This window comes from Streptomyces sp. NPDC037203 (genome assembly GCF_055605065.1).
Window position 1 is genome coordinate 1 of record NZ_JBVJUC010000018.1, and the last position, 17,220, is coordinate 17,220.

At 73.0% G+C, this 17,220-nt stretch carries 13 protein-coding genes; 2 read left to right on the top strand and 11 right to left on the bottom strand.

Features of this window, described 5'->3' with window-relative positions; all coding sequences use genetic code 11:
• Positions 1 to 324: 324 nt before the first annotated feature.
• Positions 325 to 1,332 (bottom strand): stage II sporulation protein M, encoded by a 1,008-nt coding sequence (locus ACZ7EC_RS31585; RefSeq protein WP_471068249.1) that lies wholly within the window; start codon positions 1,330 to 1,332, stop codon positions 325 to 327.
• A gap of 148 nt (positions 1,333 to 1,480) precedes the next feature.
• Here ACZ7EC_RS31585 and ACZ7EC_RS31590 point away from each other — a divergent pair, with 148 nt between their 5' ends.
• Entirely contained in the window at positions 1,481 to 2,449 is a 969-nt protein-coding gene (locus tag ACZ7EC_RS31590) for an RDD family protein (RefSeq protein ID WP_471068252.1), read from the top strand.
• Between the two features lie 141 nt (positions 2,450 to 2,590).
• On the opposite strand, the gene ACZ7EC_RS31595 is transcribed toward ACZ7EC_RS31590, so the two are convergent.
• From ACZ7EC_RS31595 to ACZ7EC_RS31630, 8 genes are all read right to left on the bottom strand, one after another.
• Entirely contained in the window at positions 2,591 to 3,202 is a 612-nt protein-coding gene (locus tag ACZ7EC_RS31595) for a hypothetical protein (protein WP_471068255.1), read from the bottom strand.
• A 182-nt stretch (positions 3,203 to 3,384) separates the two neighbouring features.
• Positions 3,385 to 4,842, bottom strand: a complete 1,458-nt coding sequence (gene ahcY, locus ACZ7EC_RS31600) for an adenosylhomocysteinase (protein WP_471068257.1) — start codon at positions 4,840 to 4,842, stop codon at positions 3,385 to 3,387.
• Between the two features lie 296 nt (positions 4,843 to 5,138).
• Positions 5,139 to 6,119: a cation diffusion facilitator family transporter gene (locus ACZ7EC_RS31605; RefSeq protein ID WP_471068260.1), complete on the bottom strand. Its 981-nt coding sequence runs from the start codon at positions 6,117 to 6,119 to the stop codon at positions 5,139 to 5,141.
• Between the two features lie 127 nt (positions 6,120 to 6,246).
• Positions 6,247 to 7,398, bottom strand: coding sequence for a mannose-6-phosphate isomerase, class I (manA, locus tag ACZ7EC_RS31610; protein ID WP_471068263.1), 1,152 nt, complete (start codon positions 7,396 to 7,398; stop codon positions 6,247 to 6,249).
• 120 nt (positions 7,399 to 7,518) lie between these two features.
• A complete protein-coding gene (locus tag ACZ7EC_RS31615; RefSeq protein WP_471068265.1) occupies positions 7,519 to 8,646 on the bottom strand; it encodes an SIS domain-containing protein in 1,128 nt (375 codons plus the stop codon).
• 110 nt (positions 8,647 to 8,756) lie between these two features.
• Positions 8,757 to 8,927 (bottom strand): Trm112 family protein, encoded by a 171-nt coding sequence (locus tag ACZ7EC_RS31620; RefSeq protein ID WP_020940431.1) that lies wholly within the window; start codon positions 8,925 to 8,927, stop codon positions 8,757 to 8,759.
• 130 nt (positions 8,928 to 9,057) lie between these two features.
• Positions 9,058 to 10,422 carry a phosphomannomutase/phosphoglucomutase gene (locus ACZ7EC_RS31625; protein ID WP_471068268.1) on the bottom strand — a complete coding sequence of 455 codons (1,365 nt, stop codon included), beginning with the start codon at positions 10,420 to 10,422 and terminating at the stop codon, positions 9,058 to 9,060.
• Between the two features lie 181 nt (positions 10,423 to 10,603).
• Entirely contained in the window at positions 10,604 to 11,026 is a 423-nt protein-coding gene (locus ACZ7EC_RS31630) for a DUF3499 domain-containing protein (protein WP_079661865.1), read from the bottom strand.
• Between the two features lie 327 nt (positions 11,027 to 11,353).
• On the opposite strand from ACZ7EC_RS31630, the gene ACZ7EC_RS31635 reads away from it, so the two are divergent.
• The gene (locus ACZ7EC_RS31635) at positions 11,354 to 11,809 is read left to right on the top strand and encodes a metallopeptidase family protein (protein WP_471068431.1); all 456 of its coding nucleotides are present in this window, start codon (positions 11,354 to 11,356) and stop codon (positions 11,807 to 11,809) included.
• 102 nt (positions 11,810 to 11,911) lie between these two features.
• Here ACZ7EC_RS31635 and ACZ7EC_RS31640 read toward each other — a convergent pair whose 3' ends face one another.
• Together ACZ7EC_RS31640 and ACZ7EC_RS31645 are read right to left on the bottom strand one after the other, a co-directional pair.
• The gene (locus tag ACZ7EC_RS31640) at positions 11,912 to 13,429 is read right to left on the bottom strand and encodes a DUF5719 family protein (protein ID WP_471068271.1); all 1,518 of its coding nucleotides are present in this window, start codon (positions 13,427 to 13,429) and stop codon (positions 11,912 to 11,914) included.
• Positions 13,426 to 17,193, bottom strand: coding sequence for a glycosyltransferase (locus tag ACZ7EC_RS31645; RefSeq protein ID WP_471068275.1), 3,768 nt, complete (start codon positions 17,191 to 17,193; stop codon positions 13,426 to 13,428). Before ACZ7EC_RS31645 ends, ACZ7EC_RS31640 begins: the two co-directional genes overlap by 4 nt.
• Positions 17,194 to 17,220: the final 27 nt, after the last annotated feature.

Genomic DNA, 17,220 nt, shown 5'->3' on the forward strand with positions numbered 1-17,220 from the left:
GGTGTTTCCGACTCTATCAGATCTTTTCTCGATCCGATTTCCTCGGTGCTTTCCAGGTTCCCGCTCTCGCGTTTCCCTTTCCGGCGGTTCCGACTTTATCAGAAGTTCTTGACCGGTCTGACCGGCCGCTCATTTCTGAGTAATCGGGAGGATGCTTCTTTTGAATGTCGATAGCGACTTCTTGGAAGCCAGTAGAGTCTAGCGATCGCCTACCGGACGTGTCCAGTTCTAGGCAACTGTTTGAATCTACCTCCCCGCGCGACCCGTGTCAACGGCTCCCGTGGGCGAAGAGGAGACTAGCAGCTCAGAAGTGCCGGACGCACATCAGGCGGCGGTGGGCACGGCGGAACTGCGGTCGGCCGCGTCGAGATCACCCGTCTCGCCCTCACGTGCCGCGCGGCCCCCGAGGACGTAGACGTACGTCAGGAAAGCCACCTCGGCCACGATGCCGATGCCGATGCGGGCCCACGTGGGCAGGCCGGACGGTGTCACGAAGCCTTCGATGGCGCCGGAGACGAACAGGACCAGGGCGAGACCGATCGCCATGCCCACGGCGGCCCGCCCCTCCCCCGCGAGCGCGGCGCGCCGGGTGCGGGGTCCGGGGTCGATGACGGTCCAGCCCAGACGCAGTCCCGTACCGGCCGCTACGAAGACCGCGGTCAGTTCCAGCAGGCCGTGCGGCAGGACCAGGCCGAGGAAGGTGTCGAGTCGGCCGGCGGAGGACATCAGGCCGAAGCCGACGCCGAGGTTGAGCATGTTCTCGAAGAGGATCCACAGGACCGGCAGGCCCAGGAAGACACCCAGGATCAGGCACATCCCGGCCGCCTCGGCGTTGTTCGTCCACACCTGGGCGGCGAAGGAGGCCGCCGGATGGCTGGAGTAGTAGGTCTCGTACTCACCGCCGGGGCGGGTCAGCTGGCGCAGCTGGCCAGGGGCCGCGATGGAGGACTGCACCTCCGGGTGCGCGCCAATCCACCAGCCCAGCAGGACGGCGACGGCCGTGGAGACGAGCGCCGTGGGGACCCACCAGCGGCGCGCGCGATAGACAGCGGCCGGGAAGCCTCGGGTCAGGAAGCGGGTCACATCGCGCCAGGACGCGGTGCGGGCGCCGGTGACGGCACTGCGCGCGCGGGCGACGAGTTGGCTGAGCCGTCCGGTGAGCTGCGGGTCGGGGGCGCTGGACTGGATGAGCGAGAGGTGCGTCGCGGTGCGCTGGTAGAGGGTGACGAGTTCGTCTGCCTCGGCGCCGTCGAGGCGTCGCCGACGGCGGAGCAAGGCGTCGAGGCGGTCCCATTCGGCTCGGTGTGCGGAGACGAAGACGTCCAGGTCCATCGGGTCTGCCTGCTCCTCGGCCGGTCGTCGACTGATCGTCGTCGATGATCGTGTTTGCTGTCAGCTTGTCGTACTGGCGCGCATGCGCCCATAGCTTGGCAGACTTGCCGCCCACGGGGCGGAGGACCAGGGGAAGGACGGGGCGGGCGTGAGCGAGCTGGTGACCGGCGAGGCGGTGGCGCTCGAACTGCTGCCGGCGAAATTTCCGAGCAGGACATTGGCCGTACTGCTCGACCTCGCGGCGGCGGTGGTCGCGTATGTCGCGGTCACCGTGCTCCTCGTGGTGACGACGTCCTCCCTGGACAGCGCCGCGCAGACGGCGCTGGGCATCGCGACGTTCCTGCTGGTGCCCATCGGCGTGCCGATCGCGGTGGAGACGCTGAGCCACGGCCGTTCGCTCGGGAAGATGGCGCTGGGGCTTCGGGTGGTGCGGGACGACGGCGGGCCGATCCGCTTCCGGCACGCGCTGGTGCGGGGTGCGATCGGGGTGATCGAGATCCTCATGACGTTCGGCACGATCGCGTCCATCGCGTCGCTGGTCTCGGCGCGGGGGCGGCGGCTCGGGGACGTGTTCGCGGGCACCCTCGTCGTGCGGGAACGGATTCCGGTGGGGCGGACCGGTCTCCTCCCGCCTCCGCCGCCGCATCTCGCGCAGCGGTTCACCGGCCTCGATCTGTCGGCCGTGCCGGACGGGCTGTGGCTGGCCGTGCGGCAGTACCTGACGCGGATGCAGCAGCTGGATCCCGGTGTGTCCTGGGACATGGCACGGCGGCTCGCCGGTGATCTCGCGGCGCGCACGGGAGCTCCGCTGCCCGCCGATCTTCCTCCTGCCGTCTTTCTGGCCGCCGTGGTGCACGAACGGCAGTCGCGGGAGTCCCGCCAGGTGCGGCGGCCGTTCGGCGCGGGCGGTTCCGTGGCGGGAGAGGTCCCGCGCGCGGTCGGGGCTGACGCGCCGGGTGCCGGTCCTGTCGCCAAGGCCGGTGGTTGGTCGGTGGATCGGGCTCCGGTGCCGGCCCGGCCGGAGGCGTCCGCCGTGCCGGTCGTGCCGTCGGCCGTGCCTTCGGGGCAGCAGCCGCCGGGCGAGCGGCCGGCCACCGGGTTCGCGCCGCCCGCTTAAGGGCGACCGCGCTCGCCGCGAAGCACGGCCCGCTCCTGCCCCGCCCGCGGACGCCCCGGGTGGACGATGGCTCCGGCGCGCCGGGCAGCGCCCTTCTCCTGCCCGCGCGAGACGCCCCCTACGCCCCGCCCGCCCCGCTGCTCAGCGGAACGTCGACGGCGGTGACTCCAGGTCCTCCAACTCGATTCCGGGCGCGGCCAGCACCACGTCGCCGGCGATGTGGACAGTGTGCCGTTCGCCCGTGTCCAGGGCGCTGACCTGGTATTCGTCCACGGTCAGGGGGCCGTTGTCAGTGGCGTGTGCTTCGCTGTTCACCAGTGCCCAGGACTGGTCCACGGTGCGGGGGGCGAGGACCGGGTCCGTGAGGGCGACAAGTCGTACGCGGGTCGCGGAGGAGGGGGTGAGGCGCAGGAGACGAGCGGTGGCGACGAGGAACGCGGGGGACGTGCCGGTGAAGGCGTGGGCGCGCACATTGCCTTCGGTGGCATGGGTTCCGGTGGGGTCCGTGCGGACCCAGGTGACGCCGTCGAGGGCGGCACCGCGCACCTGCCAGCCGCCCGCGTGGAGTTCGAGGCGGATGGGGCGGCCGAGGTCGTCCAGGGCGAGGTCGACCGAACCGCGCTGGTCGCCGGCGGGGGTCGTCAGCCGGGAGACGTAGCGCCAGCCGGACGGGCCGGGGGCGCACTGGAAGTGTTCTTCACCGAGGGGGGTGTGATCGTGCGGATCGTGGAGCGAATAGCGGCCGCGGGGCATGGGGGTCCTGGGTCGTGACGGGCTCGGGGCGTCGCCGCGGTACGTCGGTCCGTGGGCGTGCGCGCCGGACCGGTGTGTGAAGGCCGGACCGGACCGGCCAAAGGGGCAGGCCCCCGGCACGGGGGTGCGGGGGCCTGCCTCTGCGGACCTGGCCGAGACGCGGTGGCGCGGCTCGGGGCGGGTCAGTAGCGGTAGTGGTCCGGCTTGTACGGACCCTCGACCTCGACACCGATGTACGCCGCCTGCTCCGGGCGCAGCGTGGTCAGCTTGACGCCGAGGGCGTCGAGGTGGAGGCGGGCGACCTTCTCGTCCAGGTGCTTGGGCAGCGTGTACACGCCGGTCGGGTACTGGTCGGGCTTGGTGAACAGCTCGATCTGCGCCAGCGTCTGGTCCGCGAAGGAGTTCGACATCACGAACGACGGGTGCCCGGTCGCGTTGCCCAGGTTCAGCAGACGGCCCTCGGACAGCACGATGATCACCTTGCCGTCCGGGAACGTCCACGTGTGGACCTGCGGCTTGACCTCGTCCTTCACGATCCCCGGCACCCGCGCCAGACCGGCCATGTCGATCTCGTTGTCGAAGTGACCGATGTTCCCCACGATCGCCTGGTGCTTCATCCTGGCCATGTCCGAGGCCATGATGATGTCCTTGTTGCCCGTCGTGGTGACGAAGATGTCCGCCGTCTCGACGACCTCGTCCAGCGTCGTCACCTGATAACCGTCCATCGCCGCCTGCAACGCGCAGATCGGGTCGATCTCGGTGACGATCACCCGCGCGCCCTGCCCCCGCAGGGACTCCGCACACCCCTTGCCCACATCACCGTAACCGCACACCACAGCGGTCTTCCCGCCGATCAGCACGTCCGTCGCACGGTTGATACCGTCCACCAGCGAATGCCGGCACCCGTACTTGTTGTCGAACTTCGACTTCGTCACCGCGTCGTTCACATTGATCGCCGGGAACAGCAGCACACCGTCACGCTGCATCTCGTACAACCGGTGCACACCCGTCGTGGTCTCCTCCGTCACCCCGCGGATCTCCGAGGCGAGCTGGGTCCACTTCTGCGAACCGTCCGTGATGGTGCGGTGCAGCAGTTCGAGGATGACGCGGTGCTCGTCGGACTCGGCGGTCTCCAGGCCGGGGACCTTGCCGTCCTTCTCGTACTCGACGCCCTTGTGGACGAGGAGGGTGGCGTCGCCGCCGTCGTCCAGGATCATGTTCGGGCCGCCGGTGGGGCTGTCCGGCCAGGTCAGCGCCTGCTCGGTGCACCACCAGTACTCCTCCAGGGTCTCGCCCTTCCAGGCGAAGACCGGGACGCCCCGAGGGTTGTCCGGGGTGCCGTCCGGGCCGACGGCGATGGCGGCGGCGGCGTGGTCCTGGGTGGAGAAGATGTTGCAGGACGCCCAGCGGACGCGGGCGCCGAGGGCGACCAGGGTCTCGATCAGCACGGCGGTCTGCACGGTCATGTGCAGGGAGCCGGTGATCCGGGCACCGGCCAGCGGCCGGCTCTCGGCGTACTCCTTGCGGATCGCCATCAGGCCGGGCATCTCGTGCTCGGCGAGGGTGATCTCCTTGCGGCCGAACTCGGCCAGCGAGAGATCGGCGACCTTGAAGTCCTGTCGGTTGTCGACAGTCGTCATTACGAGCTGCTCCTCGGAATCGGGGCGAGGGTGGACACGGCTGATCTGCGCGGCGGCGGGCATACGGATGCCCGGAAAGAGGACATGGGCATGCCCACGTGCGCGCAGCGCAGTCCGTCGGAGGCCCTCTCTCCCTCGGACGGTCCGTGGTGCGACCGCCCGACCGCCATCAGCAGCGACGTCTGGCTCCGTCCCAAGCTACACCGGACCGCCTGCTCGCCCACAGTCCGCGTCCGGATGGTTCAAGCCGTATCCAAGGCCGCGGCGCGGTTCGGGGCGGGGTGGGCGGCGCCGGGTCAGTGGCCGCCGGCGTGCGGGTTCGGGCCGCCGGGGGTCGCCGCCGGGTCGGGTCCCTTGGCGGCCTCGGCCTCGCTGTAGATGTCGGGTTCGAGGTAGATCACACGGGCGATGGGGACGGCGGTGCGGATGCGGTCCTCGGCGGCGTCGATGGCGGCGGCGACCTCGGCGGCGGTGTCGTCGTGCCGTACCGCGATCTTGGCGGCGATCAGCAGTTCCTCGGGGCCGAGGTGGAGGGTGCGCATGTGGATGATGCGGGTGACCGAGGCGCCGTCGACGGTCGCGTCCTCGATCTTCTTGATCACGTCGAGGCCGGCCGCCTCGCCCAGCAGCAGCGACTTGGTCTCGGCGGCCAGGACCAGGGCGATGCAGACGAGGAGGACACCGATGCAGACGGTGCCGACGCCGTCCCAGACGCCGTCGCCGGTGAGCAGGGAGAGGCCGACGCCGCCGAGGGCGAGAACGAGGCCGATGAGCGCGCCGAAGTCCTCCAGCAGGACGACTGGCAGCTCGGGGGCCTTGGCGCGGCGGATGAACTGCGACCAGGACAGCGAGCCGCGCAGCTCCCTGGACTCCTTGATCGCGGTGCGGAAGGAGAAGCCCTCGGCGAGGATCGCGAAGACGAGGACGCCCACCGGCCAGTACCAGTTCTCCAGGGCGTGCGGGTGGGAGATCTTCTCGTAGCCCTCGTAGATGGCGAACATGCCGCCGACGGAGAAGAGGACGATCGAGACGAGGAAGGCGTAGATGTACCGCTCGCGGCCGTAGCCGAAGGGGTGCTGCGGGGTGGCCTCGCGCTGGGCCTTCTTGCCGCCGATGAGCAGCAGGAACTGGTTGCCGGAGTCGGCGAGCGAGTGGACGCCCTCGGCGAGCATCGAGGAGGAGCCGCTGAAGGCGAACGCCACGAACTTCGCTGCCGCGATCGCGAGGTTGGCGCCGAGTGCCGCCATGATCGCCCTGGTACCGCCTGACGCGCTCATGTGTCCGCGTTGTCCCTTCGGTCTCTGCCCGCTGTGCGCCTTTGCCCGACCTTTGCCGGTGGGTCATTGTTGCAGCCCGGCCGGGCCCCGGCGCGTCAGGTGTCCACAGCCCCGGTCGGACGATCCGTCAAACGCGCACGGTGGCGCGGAAGATCGTGCCCGCGCCCGAGATCTCGGCCTTCTCGCCGGCCGGGACGAACACCGAGTGACCAGGGGTCAGTTCGTGCTCGCCGGCGTGGACGGAGCCAGCCGTGCACAGCAGGATCTGGGGGGTGTCACGGGTGAGGTCGTGGGCGGTGCCGCCCTCGGCCAGGACGTACCGGGAGAGCCGGAACTCGTCGATCGGCGTCTCGTAGACCTCCTCGCCGTCCGGGGCGGCCTCGGGCCGCAGCACGCCGGGGTCGCCTGCCTCGAAGCGGACCACGCGCAGGAGTTCGGGCACGTCGACGTGTTTGGGCGTCAGACCGCAGCGAAGGACGTTGTCGGAGTTGGCCATGATCTCGACGCCCAGGCCGGCGAGATAGGCGTGCGGGACGCCGGCGCCCAGGAACAGCGCCTCGCCGGGCTGGAGGCGGACGTGGTTGAGCAGCATGGCCGCGATGACGCCGGGGTCGCCGGGGAAGTGGTGGGCGAGGCCGGCGTACGGGGCGTAGTCGCCACCCAGGCGGGCGCAGGCGGCGGTGACGTCGGCGACGGTGCGGGCCATGTCGTCGCGGTCCGCGCCGAGGATCGCGGTGAGGACCTCGCGCAGCGCCGCCTCCTCGGGGCGGGCGCCCAGGAGATCGACGTACGGCTTCAGGGAGTCGACGCCGAGACCGGCGAGCAGGTCGGCGGCGCGGGCCGGATCGCGGAAACCGCACAGGCCGTCGAACTCGGTGAGGGCGCAGATCAGTTCGGGCTTGTGGTTGGCGTCCTTGTAGTTGCGGTACGGCGCGTCGATCGGGACGCCTCTGCGCTCCTCGTCGTCGTAACCCTCCCTGGCCTGTTCCAGATCGGGGTGCACCTGGAGGGACAGGGGCGCGCCGGCGGCGAGGATCTTCAGCAGGAAGGGCAGGTGCGGGCCGAATCTGGCCACCGCCTCCTTGCCCAGTTCGTGCTCCGGGTCGGCGTCGATCACCTCGGCGAGCGTGCCGCGCGGGGTGCGCGACGGGGCGCCGGGGTGGGCGCCCATCCACATCTCCGCCTGGGGTTCACCGGTCGGCTCGACGCCGAGGAGGTGCGGGATGGCGGTGGGGGAACCCCAGGCGTAGGGGCGGACGGTGTTGTCGAGGCGGTCCATGTGTCTTCTCTGTCTTCCGTGCGTGCGCTGCTCGGCCGGCGGGCCTCGCGCGGGGCGGGGTGCCGGTGCGGGCCGCGGAAGGGCGGGCCCGTGGCCGGTGCGGACCGGCCTGTGGCCAGATCAGGCCCCGGAAGCGAGCGCCAGGTAAACGGCGGCGAAATCCGTGACGGCGATCAGTTCCGCGAGGGTCTCCAGTTCGCCGCCGTCCTCGGGTTCGAGTTCGCTGATCGGCGTGTCGTGGCTGAGGGCCAGGTCACGGGCGGCGGGGGCGGCGGTGAGGCCGCCGCTCGGGCGGTCGCGCAGCAGCACCACGCGCGCGTGCAGCGCGGGCGCCTCCTCCACGCGGTCGCGGAAGAAGTCGTCCGGGTCGGCGCTGGCGGCGAGGGGGCCGGCCAGCAGGGCGCCGTGCGCGGCGAGCGCCTCGGGCAGTTCGGCGACGACGGCGGGGCGTCCGGCGAGTTCGGCGAGGGCGGCGGCGAAGCGGCGGCCCGCGGGGCCCGCGGAGGTGCCCTCGGTCCACACCACGGGGAGCGCGTCGGCGAGTTCGGCGGCGAGGGTCTTGGCGGGGTTGCTGTAGGCGGCGATGGCGGGGCCGCAGCGTTCGGCGATCCGGTCGAGGCGGTCGGCGATCTTCTCCATGGCCTCGGGCGGGGCGGAGAGCAGCCCGATGCGGTCCAGGAGGGCGAGCAGCGGGGTCAGCAGGGCCCAGAAGACGCCGGGCGAGGACGCGGCGAGCGGTTCGTCCTGGTCGTACGGTGCCGTCGCCATCGGGACGAACAGTCCGTGGGCGCCGCCGACGGACTCGGCGAGGGGGGTGCCGGCCGGGGCGACGGCGGCGACGGTGACGCCGCGGCGGTACGCCTGGTCGGCGAGGAGGGCGAGGCTGGGTTCGGTGCCGTCCGGGGTGGTGATCAGGAGCAGGTCGACCGAGCCCGCCCAGCCGGGGAGCTCCCAGCGCAGGGCGCCCGCGGCGGGGGCGACGCCGCTGGGAGCGAGGCGGACCACGGGGCTGCCGGGGCCCGCGAGGGTGCCGAGGAGGTCGGCGGTGTGGGTGGCGGCGGCGCCGGGCCCGGCGATCAGTACGGCGCGGGGGCGGCCGTCGGGTTTGAGGTTGCCGACGCCGGCCTCGGCGGCGTGCCGGGCGGCGGTGCGCACGCGGGCGCCGGCCTCGGCGGCACCGCGCAGCAGGCCCCGGCGGTCGGCCTCGGCGAGGCCCTCCGGGCTGTCGAGCAGCGATTCGTCCAGCATGGGCGGCAGCCTCCGATGGCCGGGGGTGGCTACGACGTCTCAAGACCCTACGGGTGCGGGGCCTTGGACGGTACGGCGGTGTCCTCGACGGTACGACGGGTGGGCCCGCGTCACGCGGGGCGGCGGGCCTCGTCCACGAGGAGGACCGGGATGCCGTCGCGGACCGGGTAGGCGAGGCCGCAGTCCTGGCCGGTGCAGATCAGCTCGGCGTCCTGCTCCTTGAGGGGGGCGTGGCAGGCCGGGCAGGCGAGGATCTCTAGGAGGCCGGCTTCGAGCGGCATGGGGTGTGTCCCTTCGGGGCGGGGTTTCTCGGACCGCTGGTCAGCGTACCGCTGCGGGGCGGGTGGGGCGGGGCCTTGCCCACCCGCCCGCCCGCGCGAATCGCCTGGCCCAGGGGCGGGGCCGGGGATGTCACGCCCTGATGATGGCCAGCGCCTCGTCGCGGATCTTGGTCATCGTGGGCTCGTCCTTCGCCTCGGCGTTCAGGCGGAGGAGGGGCTCGGTGTTGGAGGGGCGGACGTTGAACCACCAGTCCGGGGCGGAGACGGTGAGGCCGTCGAGGTCGTCCAGGGTGACGTCGGCGCGGCCCTCGTATGCCGTACGGATCGCGGCGAGGCGGCCGGACTGGTCGGCGACGGTGGAGTTGATCTCGCCGGAGCCCGCGTAGCGGTCGTACTGGGCGACGAGCGCGGACAGCGGGCCCTCCTGGCCACCGAGGGCGGCGAGGACGTGCAGCGCGGCCAGCATGCCGGTGTCGGCGTTCCAGAAGTCCTTGAAGTAGTAGTGCGCGGAGTGCTCACCGCCGAAGATCGCGCCGGTGCGGGCCATCTCGGCCTTGATGAAGGAGTGGCCGACGCGCGTGCGGACCGGGGTGCCGCCGTTCTCGCGGACGACCTCGGGGACCGTGCGGGAGGTGATCAGGTTGTGGATGATCATGCCTTCGCCGCCGTGCCGCGCCAGCTCGCGCGCGGCGACCAGGGCGGTGATCGCGGACGGGGAGACCGGGTCGCCGTTCTCGTCCACGACGAAGCAGCGGTCGGCGTCGCCGTCGAAGGCGATGCCCAGGTCCGCGCCCTCGGCCGGGACGCGCTTCTGGAGGTCCACGAGGTTGGCCGGGTCGAGCGGGTTGGCCTCGTGGTTCGGGAAGGTGCCGTCCAGTTCGAAGTACATCGGCACGAGGGTCAGGGGCAGGCCGGCGAAGACGGTGGGCACCGTGTGGCCGCCCATGCCGTTGCCCGCGTCGACCACGACCTTCAGGGGGCGGATCGCGCGCAGGTCCACCAGCGAGCGCAGGTGCGCCGCGTAGTCCTCCAGCGTCTCGCGCGAGCCGAGGGCGCCCGGCTCGGCGGCCGGCTCCGGGGCGCCCGACTCCAGCCATTCCTCGACCAGTTCGCGGATCTGCGCGAGACCGGTGTCCTGGCCGACGGGAGCGGCGCCGGCGCGGCACATCTTGATGCCGTTGTACTGGGCCGGGTTGTGCGAGGCGGTGAACATCGCGCCGGGCAGGTCCAGTGCGCCGGAGGCGTAGTAGAGCTGGTCGGTGGAGCACAGACCGATCTCGGTCACGTCCACGCCGCGGTCCGCCGCGCCGCGCGCGAAGGCGCGGGACAGACCGGGGGACGAGGGCCGCATGTCGTGGCCGACGACGATCGCCGACGCGCCCGTCACCTGCGCGAAGGCGGCACCGAAGAGTCCGGCCAGTGTTTCGTCCCACTGGTCCGGGACCACGCCGCGTACGTCGTACGCCTTCACGATCTGCGACAGATCAGCAGTCACGGCCAACCCTCCTGAAAGTTCTCTGGCCCCCACAAACTACCCGTCCGCGGTAAGGGGGAGGTGTGCGGACACCTGGGACGCGTGTTCTCCGCCGGGAGGCACCGGGAGGAGCGGCCGGGGCGGGTGGCCCTCGGGGACGACCCCTACGGGTGACCGCCCGCCATCCCCCCGCGGAGGCCGGTCAGTTGTCGGGGGAGCGCAGGACCCGCAGATGGCCCCGGCGGGCCACCTCCATGGGGTCCGCGGTGCGGGCCCCTCCGCCGGCTCCGGCCGCGCGCTCCTGGGGGCGGGCGGCCTCGCGTACGGCGTTGGCGAGCGCCTCCAGGTCGTCGCCGCTGGGCCGGGCGGGGGCGGAGCCGTCGAGGAGACGGACGACCTCCCAGCCGCGCGGGGCGGTGAGGCGCTCGGAGTGCTCGGCGCACAGGTCGTAGCAGTGGGGTTCGGCGTAGGTGGCGAGCGGGCCGAGGACCGCGGTCGAGTCGGCGTAGACGTACGTCAGCGTCGCGACGGCGGGTCGGCCGCAGGCGGTGCGCGAACAGCGACGTACAGGGCTCACGACGTTGGACGGTACCGCACTCTTGAGCGGGCCGCGACGACTCTCCACCAGGTCACTCCCCCGTGTCGTGCTGTGAGACGCCCCACATACCCCTGAGAACAGGCCCTGTTGGGCCGCGCGGAGGGGGGCTTCGGGGTGCTCGGGCGGGACTGTTTCCGGTCATGAGCCAGTACAAATACGGTCAATTGCCTTGATTTCCGGGGACTTGAAGGGTTCGTGGACGGTTGCCGAAAGGAACCGGGCCTTGGCCGGAACGGTCGTCCCGCGGCAGGAACACGGCAGGAAATACGGCAGAACGCGACGGGAAGTCGCCGGTGGCCGGTTGGCGCGTGCGACCGGGCGGGCGAGGCGGCCGGGGACTACGCTTCACCAGTGATGGACAACCGTGTACCGCCCCGAGCCGCAGGCCCCGGACCCCGTCGCCGTGATCGTCACGGGCGGGGCATGCGGGGGCCGATCGCACCGCCGCAGGTGCCGTTGGCGGCGAGCCGGGCGGAGGTGTTCGCCGATCTCGTGCAGGACTCCGTGGAACGGCTGGAGCGGCGGTGGCCGCAGCTCGCCGAGGTGGAGTTCCTGGTGCTGGAGGTGCCTCGCCTCGAAGGGCAGGAGTCGGTCGCCCTGTGGGAGGACGAGGCGGTGCCCCTCGGGGGGATCGTGCCGGCACGGCAGGGGCGGCAGGCGCGGGTCGTGGTGTACCGGCGGCCGGTGGAGATCCGGTCGAAGGGCCGGGACGAGCGCGCGGCGCTCGTCCACGAGGTGGTCGTGGAGCAGGTCGCGGAGCTGCTGGGGCTGACGCCGGAGACGGTGGATCCGCGGTACGGGGAGGAGTAGGCCCCCGCCCCCCACCTGTCGGCCGACCGCGCTGTCCGGTCGGTCGGTGCCGTCGCGCGCCGGGGGCGGGTGGCGTTCACCCGCCCCCGTAGGGCGTGGCCCCTACTTCTGGAGGATCGACAGGTCCTCGTCCGTCTTCGGGACCGAGACCAGGCCCCTGTCGCTCGGCAGGGTCTGGATGGTGAAGCCGGAGGGGTCGGTCGAGGTGAGGGTGCGGGAGGCGTAGACGGGGGTGGTGGTGAGGGGCTCGACGGTCAGGGCGTAGGTGCCCTTGGCGCCGGCGGGGACCGGGGCGTCGATGTCCTGGGTGGTGCCGGACTTGATCGTGTAGGTCTTGCTGACCGCCGTACCGCCCTCGCTGCCCGCCGAGGCGGTGACCTTGACCCTGGCCGTGGCGGTGGGCGCGGTCAGGGCGAGGGTGGTGCTCTTGGCGCTGTTGTCGGCCGCGGTGGCGCGCGCGCCGACGGGGGCGGTGGCCGGAATGAACGCGGTCTCCTGGCTCGCGCCCTTGCCCCGGACCACCCGCAGCGCGGCGACGACCGGCACCGACTGGTCGGTGGGGGTCAGGACCAGGGAGCCGGCCTCGCCGCGGGTGAGCGGGCCGAGGTCGGCCGCGGTGGTCATGCCGGACTTGACGTGCAGTTCCTCGTTGCCCGCCGGGGTGATCAGGCCGTCGGGCGAGGCGAGGCGGATCTTGAGGTCGGCGTCGTCGCCACCGGGCGTGAAGGCGATCAGGCGCACGTCGGTGGCGTCCTTGGGAATGCCGGGCAGCACCAGGCTGCCGGCCGGGTCGGCGGCCGCGGCCAGCCAGTCGCCGCCCGACTTGTCGTCCAGTGCCTGCACCGTGGCACCGACCCGACCGCTGCGCACGCTGACGTGCACGGTCAGGTCCTCCTGCCGCTCGTCGGTCAGCGTGGACAGCAGGATCGGCTCGCTGGTGTGCGGCTTGACCGTGAGGTTCTCCCCCAGCGGCGACTTGATCGCGCCGTTCTTGCCGTACAGCTCGACGTCCACGACGGCGGTGGAGTCGTCCGGGTTGGTCAGATGGACGTAGTCGGTACGGCTGGCCGCGGTGCTGGCGCCCGGAAACCAGAACTCCGTGTCGGCGGGTGTGCAGGCGACGCCCTGGAGACCGCGGCCGGTGCCGGCGGCGATCCCGGTGGTCTCCTGGAGGGTCCAGCCGGGCGCGAACTTCCCGTCGGCGGTGCCGATCAGCGCGGGTGTGTCGGCGCCGGAGGTGTCGCCGGTGACCGGGGTGCCGGGCGCCTTCGGGGTGAGCGCCGGCTGGTCGGCGGTCGTCTTCTTGCCCCTCTTGCCCTTGCTCTTGCCCTGCGGCGTGCCGCCCGTGCCGTCGGCCGACTGCGCGGGGGCGGCCTGGAGTTGGGCCTTGCCGCTGCTCGGGGCGCCCCGGGTGACGGGCGTGAACGAGGTGTACGTCGTGTCCGCGATGTCCGAGACGCTGGGCGCCGGGCACAGCAGTCCGGTGCGCTGCACGGGCAGTTGGGCGGCGGCGCCGGACACGGCGGCGCCGGACGCGGACGGGGTGGTCAGCGCGGCGAACGCGGTGACGGCGGCCAGCGCGGTGGTGCCGGCGATCAAGGACAGGGTGGTGCGGTTCACTGCTGGCTCCCGTCGGGGCGCTCACTGCCGGTGCCGTGGGGCGGCTGGGCGGGGTCGTAGCCCTGCTGGGCGGGGTCGTACGCCGGGTCGTAGACCTGCTGCTGGTACGCCGCCGGGTCGTACGGCTGCTGTTCGGCGGTGCCGCCGTAGCCGTACGGGTCGTACGACGCCGTGCCGTAGGGGTCGGCCTGGTACGTCTGGTGGTCGTAGCCGCCCTGCTGGTAGGGGTCGGTGCCGTAGCCGGGGTACGGGGCGTCGGCGTAGGGAGTGGCGTACGACTCGTCGTAGGAGGGGTCGTACGGCTGCTGGTGCGGGATGTAGGGCTCGGCCGGGGCCGGGGGCATGTCCGGGGCGTCCCCTGCGGGCATCTCCCCCATGGGGGTTTCCCCTGCGGGGGCTTGCGCCGCGGGCGGTTCCGCGGCGGACTCCTCCTCGGCCTGGGCGCGCAGGCGGCGGGCGCGACGGCCCTCGCCCGTGGCGGTCTGCGCGGGCGGCGGCTCCTCCTCGGGGAGGTCGTCGTCCACGTCGCGGCGGCGGCCCGGCAGGGCGAGGACGACCAGGACGACGGCGAGCGCGCCCTGGGCCCACAGCCAGGCGGTGTGGGTGATCGGCTCGTCGTAGGTGACGTCCAACCGCCCGCCGCTGGAGGGGAGTCGGAAACCCTGGGCCCAGCCGTCGACGGTGGTGCGGGTGAGCGGCTTGCCGTCGAGGGTGGCGGTCCAGCCGGGGGCGGCGCTGTCCGCGAGGCGCAGCACGCGGCCGTCGGAACCGGCCGGGACGGTGGTGTGGATGTCCACCGGTCCCGACTCGACCGGCTGGGCGCCGCCGGAGCCGACGGAGTCGGAGGTGGCCGCGGGCAGGATGACCGCGCGGGAGACCTCCTGGTCGACACGCCACAGGGCGTTGCCGTTCTGCTGGCTGAGCCGGGCCAGGCCGGGGGTGGCGTCGAGGACGCGGGTGATGTCGCGGGGCGCGCCCTTGTGGACGAGGACGTAGCGGACGGCGAAGCCGCCGAGTTCGTCGGCCTGGTCGGCGCCGGAGCCTGCGACCAGGTTGGCGACGACCTTGTCCAGGCGTGCGTTGTGGCCGTCGGCGGCGGCGAGTTCGGCGTCTCCCATGCGGGCGCCGGCGCCGCGCACCAGGGTGTAGCCGACGCGTGCGGTGGAGTCGCTGTCCAGGACGAGGGTGCGGGCCCGGTCGCCGGTGGTGGAGTCCTCGGCGACGAACGCGGGCACCTGGGCCGGGTCGCGGCGCTGCACGGGGCCGTCGGCGCCGCGGACCATCCAGGCGGCGGCGAGCGCCAGGGGGCCCACGGCCGCGGTGAGGGCGATCAGGGCGGCCAGCGGCTGGCGCCAGCCGAAGCTCTGCTCGGCCACGCGCGCGCGGGCGCCGTCGGCGCCGAGGGCGGCGGCGGCCAGCAGGGCGATGCCGTAGACGAGGGTGGCGGGACCGGCCCAGGCGGACCGGTTGGCGAGGACCGCGAAGACGAGGCCGGTCAGGGCGACGGCCCAGGCGGTGCGGATGCCCAGCTGCCGCTGCGAGCGCAGCAGCGCGGCGAGGGCGGCGAGCACGATGCCGAGCAGCAGCAGGCCGCTCATGGTGCCGGGGCCGCCGGGGCTGGCGCCGAGCAGGTCGAGCGCGGAGGCGGAGGAGGCGCCGTAGTCCAGGCCCGCTTCCTTGAAGAAGCCGGTCGGCAGCAGGGTCAGCGACCAGGGGGCCAGGAGCAGCAGCGGGGTGCCGAGCTGGACGAGCAGGCGCAGACCGTGGGCGACCAGGTCGGCGCGGCGCAGCACCAGCACGCCGAGGCCGAGGATCAGCGCGATGGGCCAGACTATCGGGGTGAAGGCCGTGGTGATGGTCAGCAGCAGGGTGTAGGCCCAGGTGGCGCGCCAGCTGCCGCGGGCGCCGGTGCGGCTGGTGAGGCCGCCCGCGGCGATGCCCGCGCGGGCGATCAGCGGCAGCAGCACGGCGAGTACGGCGGTGCCGATGCGGCCGCCGGCCAGGGCGCCGGTGGTGGCGGGCAGGAAGGCGTAGGCGATGGCCGCCCAGGCGCGCAGCAGCCGGGAGGTGACCAGGGGCCGGGAGGCGAAGTAGGCGGTGAATCCGGCGAGCGGCACCGAGCAGACCAGCAGCCCGGTGACCACGACTCCGGCGGAGCCGAACAGCAGGGTGGCCAGGGTGGCGACGATGGCGAGGTAGGGCGGTGCGGCGGGGGTGCCGCCGGCGCCGACCGGGTGCCAGGCGTCCGCGAAGCGGGACCACAGGTCCCCGGCGCCCGCCGGGGCGGGCAGCAGGGCGCCGCCGCCGAGCGCGCCGCCGGCGAGCAGGGCGCGGCAGGCGACCAGGGAGATGACCAGCAGGGCGAGGAAGAGGACCGGTCCGGGCCTGCGGGCGATCCGCTTGAGGCGGACGAACTGCTCGACCTCCAGGAAGTCGGCGTCGTCGCCGCCGGGCCCGGACTCCACGGCGCCGCCGTGCCGGCCGGCCGTGGTGTCGGTGTCGGAGCCGCCGGTGAAGTTGCCCGCGAACTGTTCCACGGTGGCGCGGATGGTGGCGCCGGGGGGCGGGAAGAGGGCGCGCAGTTCGTCCTTGCCGATCTTCGGGGTGCCGCGGCGGCGCCGGGCGGCGATGATCCGCTCGGGCCGCAGCAGGGTGCCCAGCAGGCCGCGGATCTCGTCGACGGCCTGGCCCGGTACCTTGCCGACGAGGTAGGCGACGGTCCGCAGGAGGGTGCCGAGGACGAGCCGGATCAGCACCCAGGGCAGCGCGGCCGTACGGGTGTTGGCGAGCAGGGTGTGGACGGCGCCGGCCTTGTCGACCTTGTGCGGGGAGGCGGCGGTGCGGCCCACGCAGTCCACGGCGCGGCGCTCGCGCGAGGCGGCCTCGGCGTGTCGTACGACCGCCTCGGGGGCGATCAGGACGCGGTGGCCGGCGAGGTGGGCGCGCCAGCACAGGTCCACGTCGTCGCGCATCAGGGGCAGCCGGCGGTCGAAGCCGCCGAGCTGTTCGAAGACGTCGCGGCGGATCAGCATGCCGGCGGTGGAGACGGACAGCACGGTGCGGACGTGGTCGTGCTGGCCCTGGTCCTGTTCGCGGCGGTCCAGACCGGTCCAGCGGCGGCCGGAGTTGGCGATGGAGACGCCGACTTCCAGCAGTTGCCTGCGGTCGTACCAGCCGCGGAGTTTGGGGCCGACGATCGCCACGTCGTCGCGGCCGAGTTCGAGTTCGTTCTCGACGACCCTCAGGAGCTGGGCGAGGGCGTCGGGTTCGGGGGCGCAGTCGTCGTGCAGCAGCCAGAGCCACTGGATCGGTTCGCCGTACGGCAGTTCGGGGAGGTCGTAGGCGTCGTCGCGCCAGGTGCGGGTGGCCGGGTCCCAGCCGCTGGGGCGCTTGAGGTACGGCAGCTCGTCCGGGGTGAGGAGGGGGGCGGTGCGGCTCGCCTCCTCGACGGCCTGGCCGAAGCCGGTGCGGCGGGCGAGGTGCAGCACGCCCGCGTCGCCTAGGGCCTCGCCCAGCAGCTGGGCGGAGTCGTCCGCGCTGCCGGTGTCGGCGGCCACCGCGTGCTGGACGGGGCGCTCCTGGCCGAGCAGCCCGGCGATCGCGTCGGGCAGCCAGCGCGCGCCGTCGTGGGAGACGAGGACGGCGGTGACGACGTGACGCGGAAACTCGGGCGGACGGGCCGGATCGAACGCCGCCTGGCGGGCTGGGTCGAACGCTGCTGCGGCGGCCGGGTCTTGGGCGGCCGTATGGCTGTGCACGGACATCGAGGTACGGGCCCCGGTTCGCTGGAC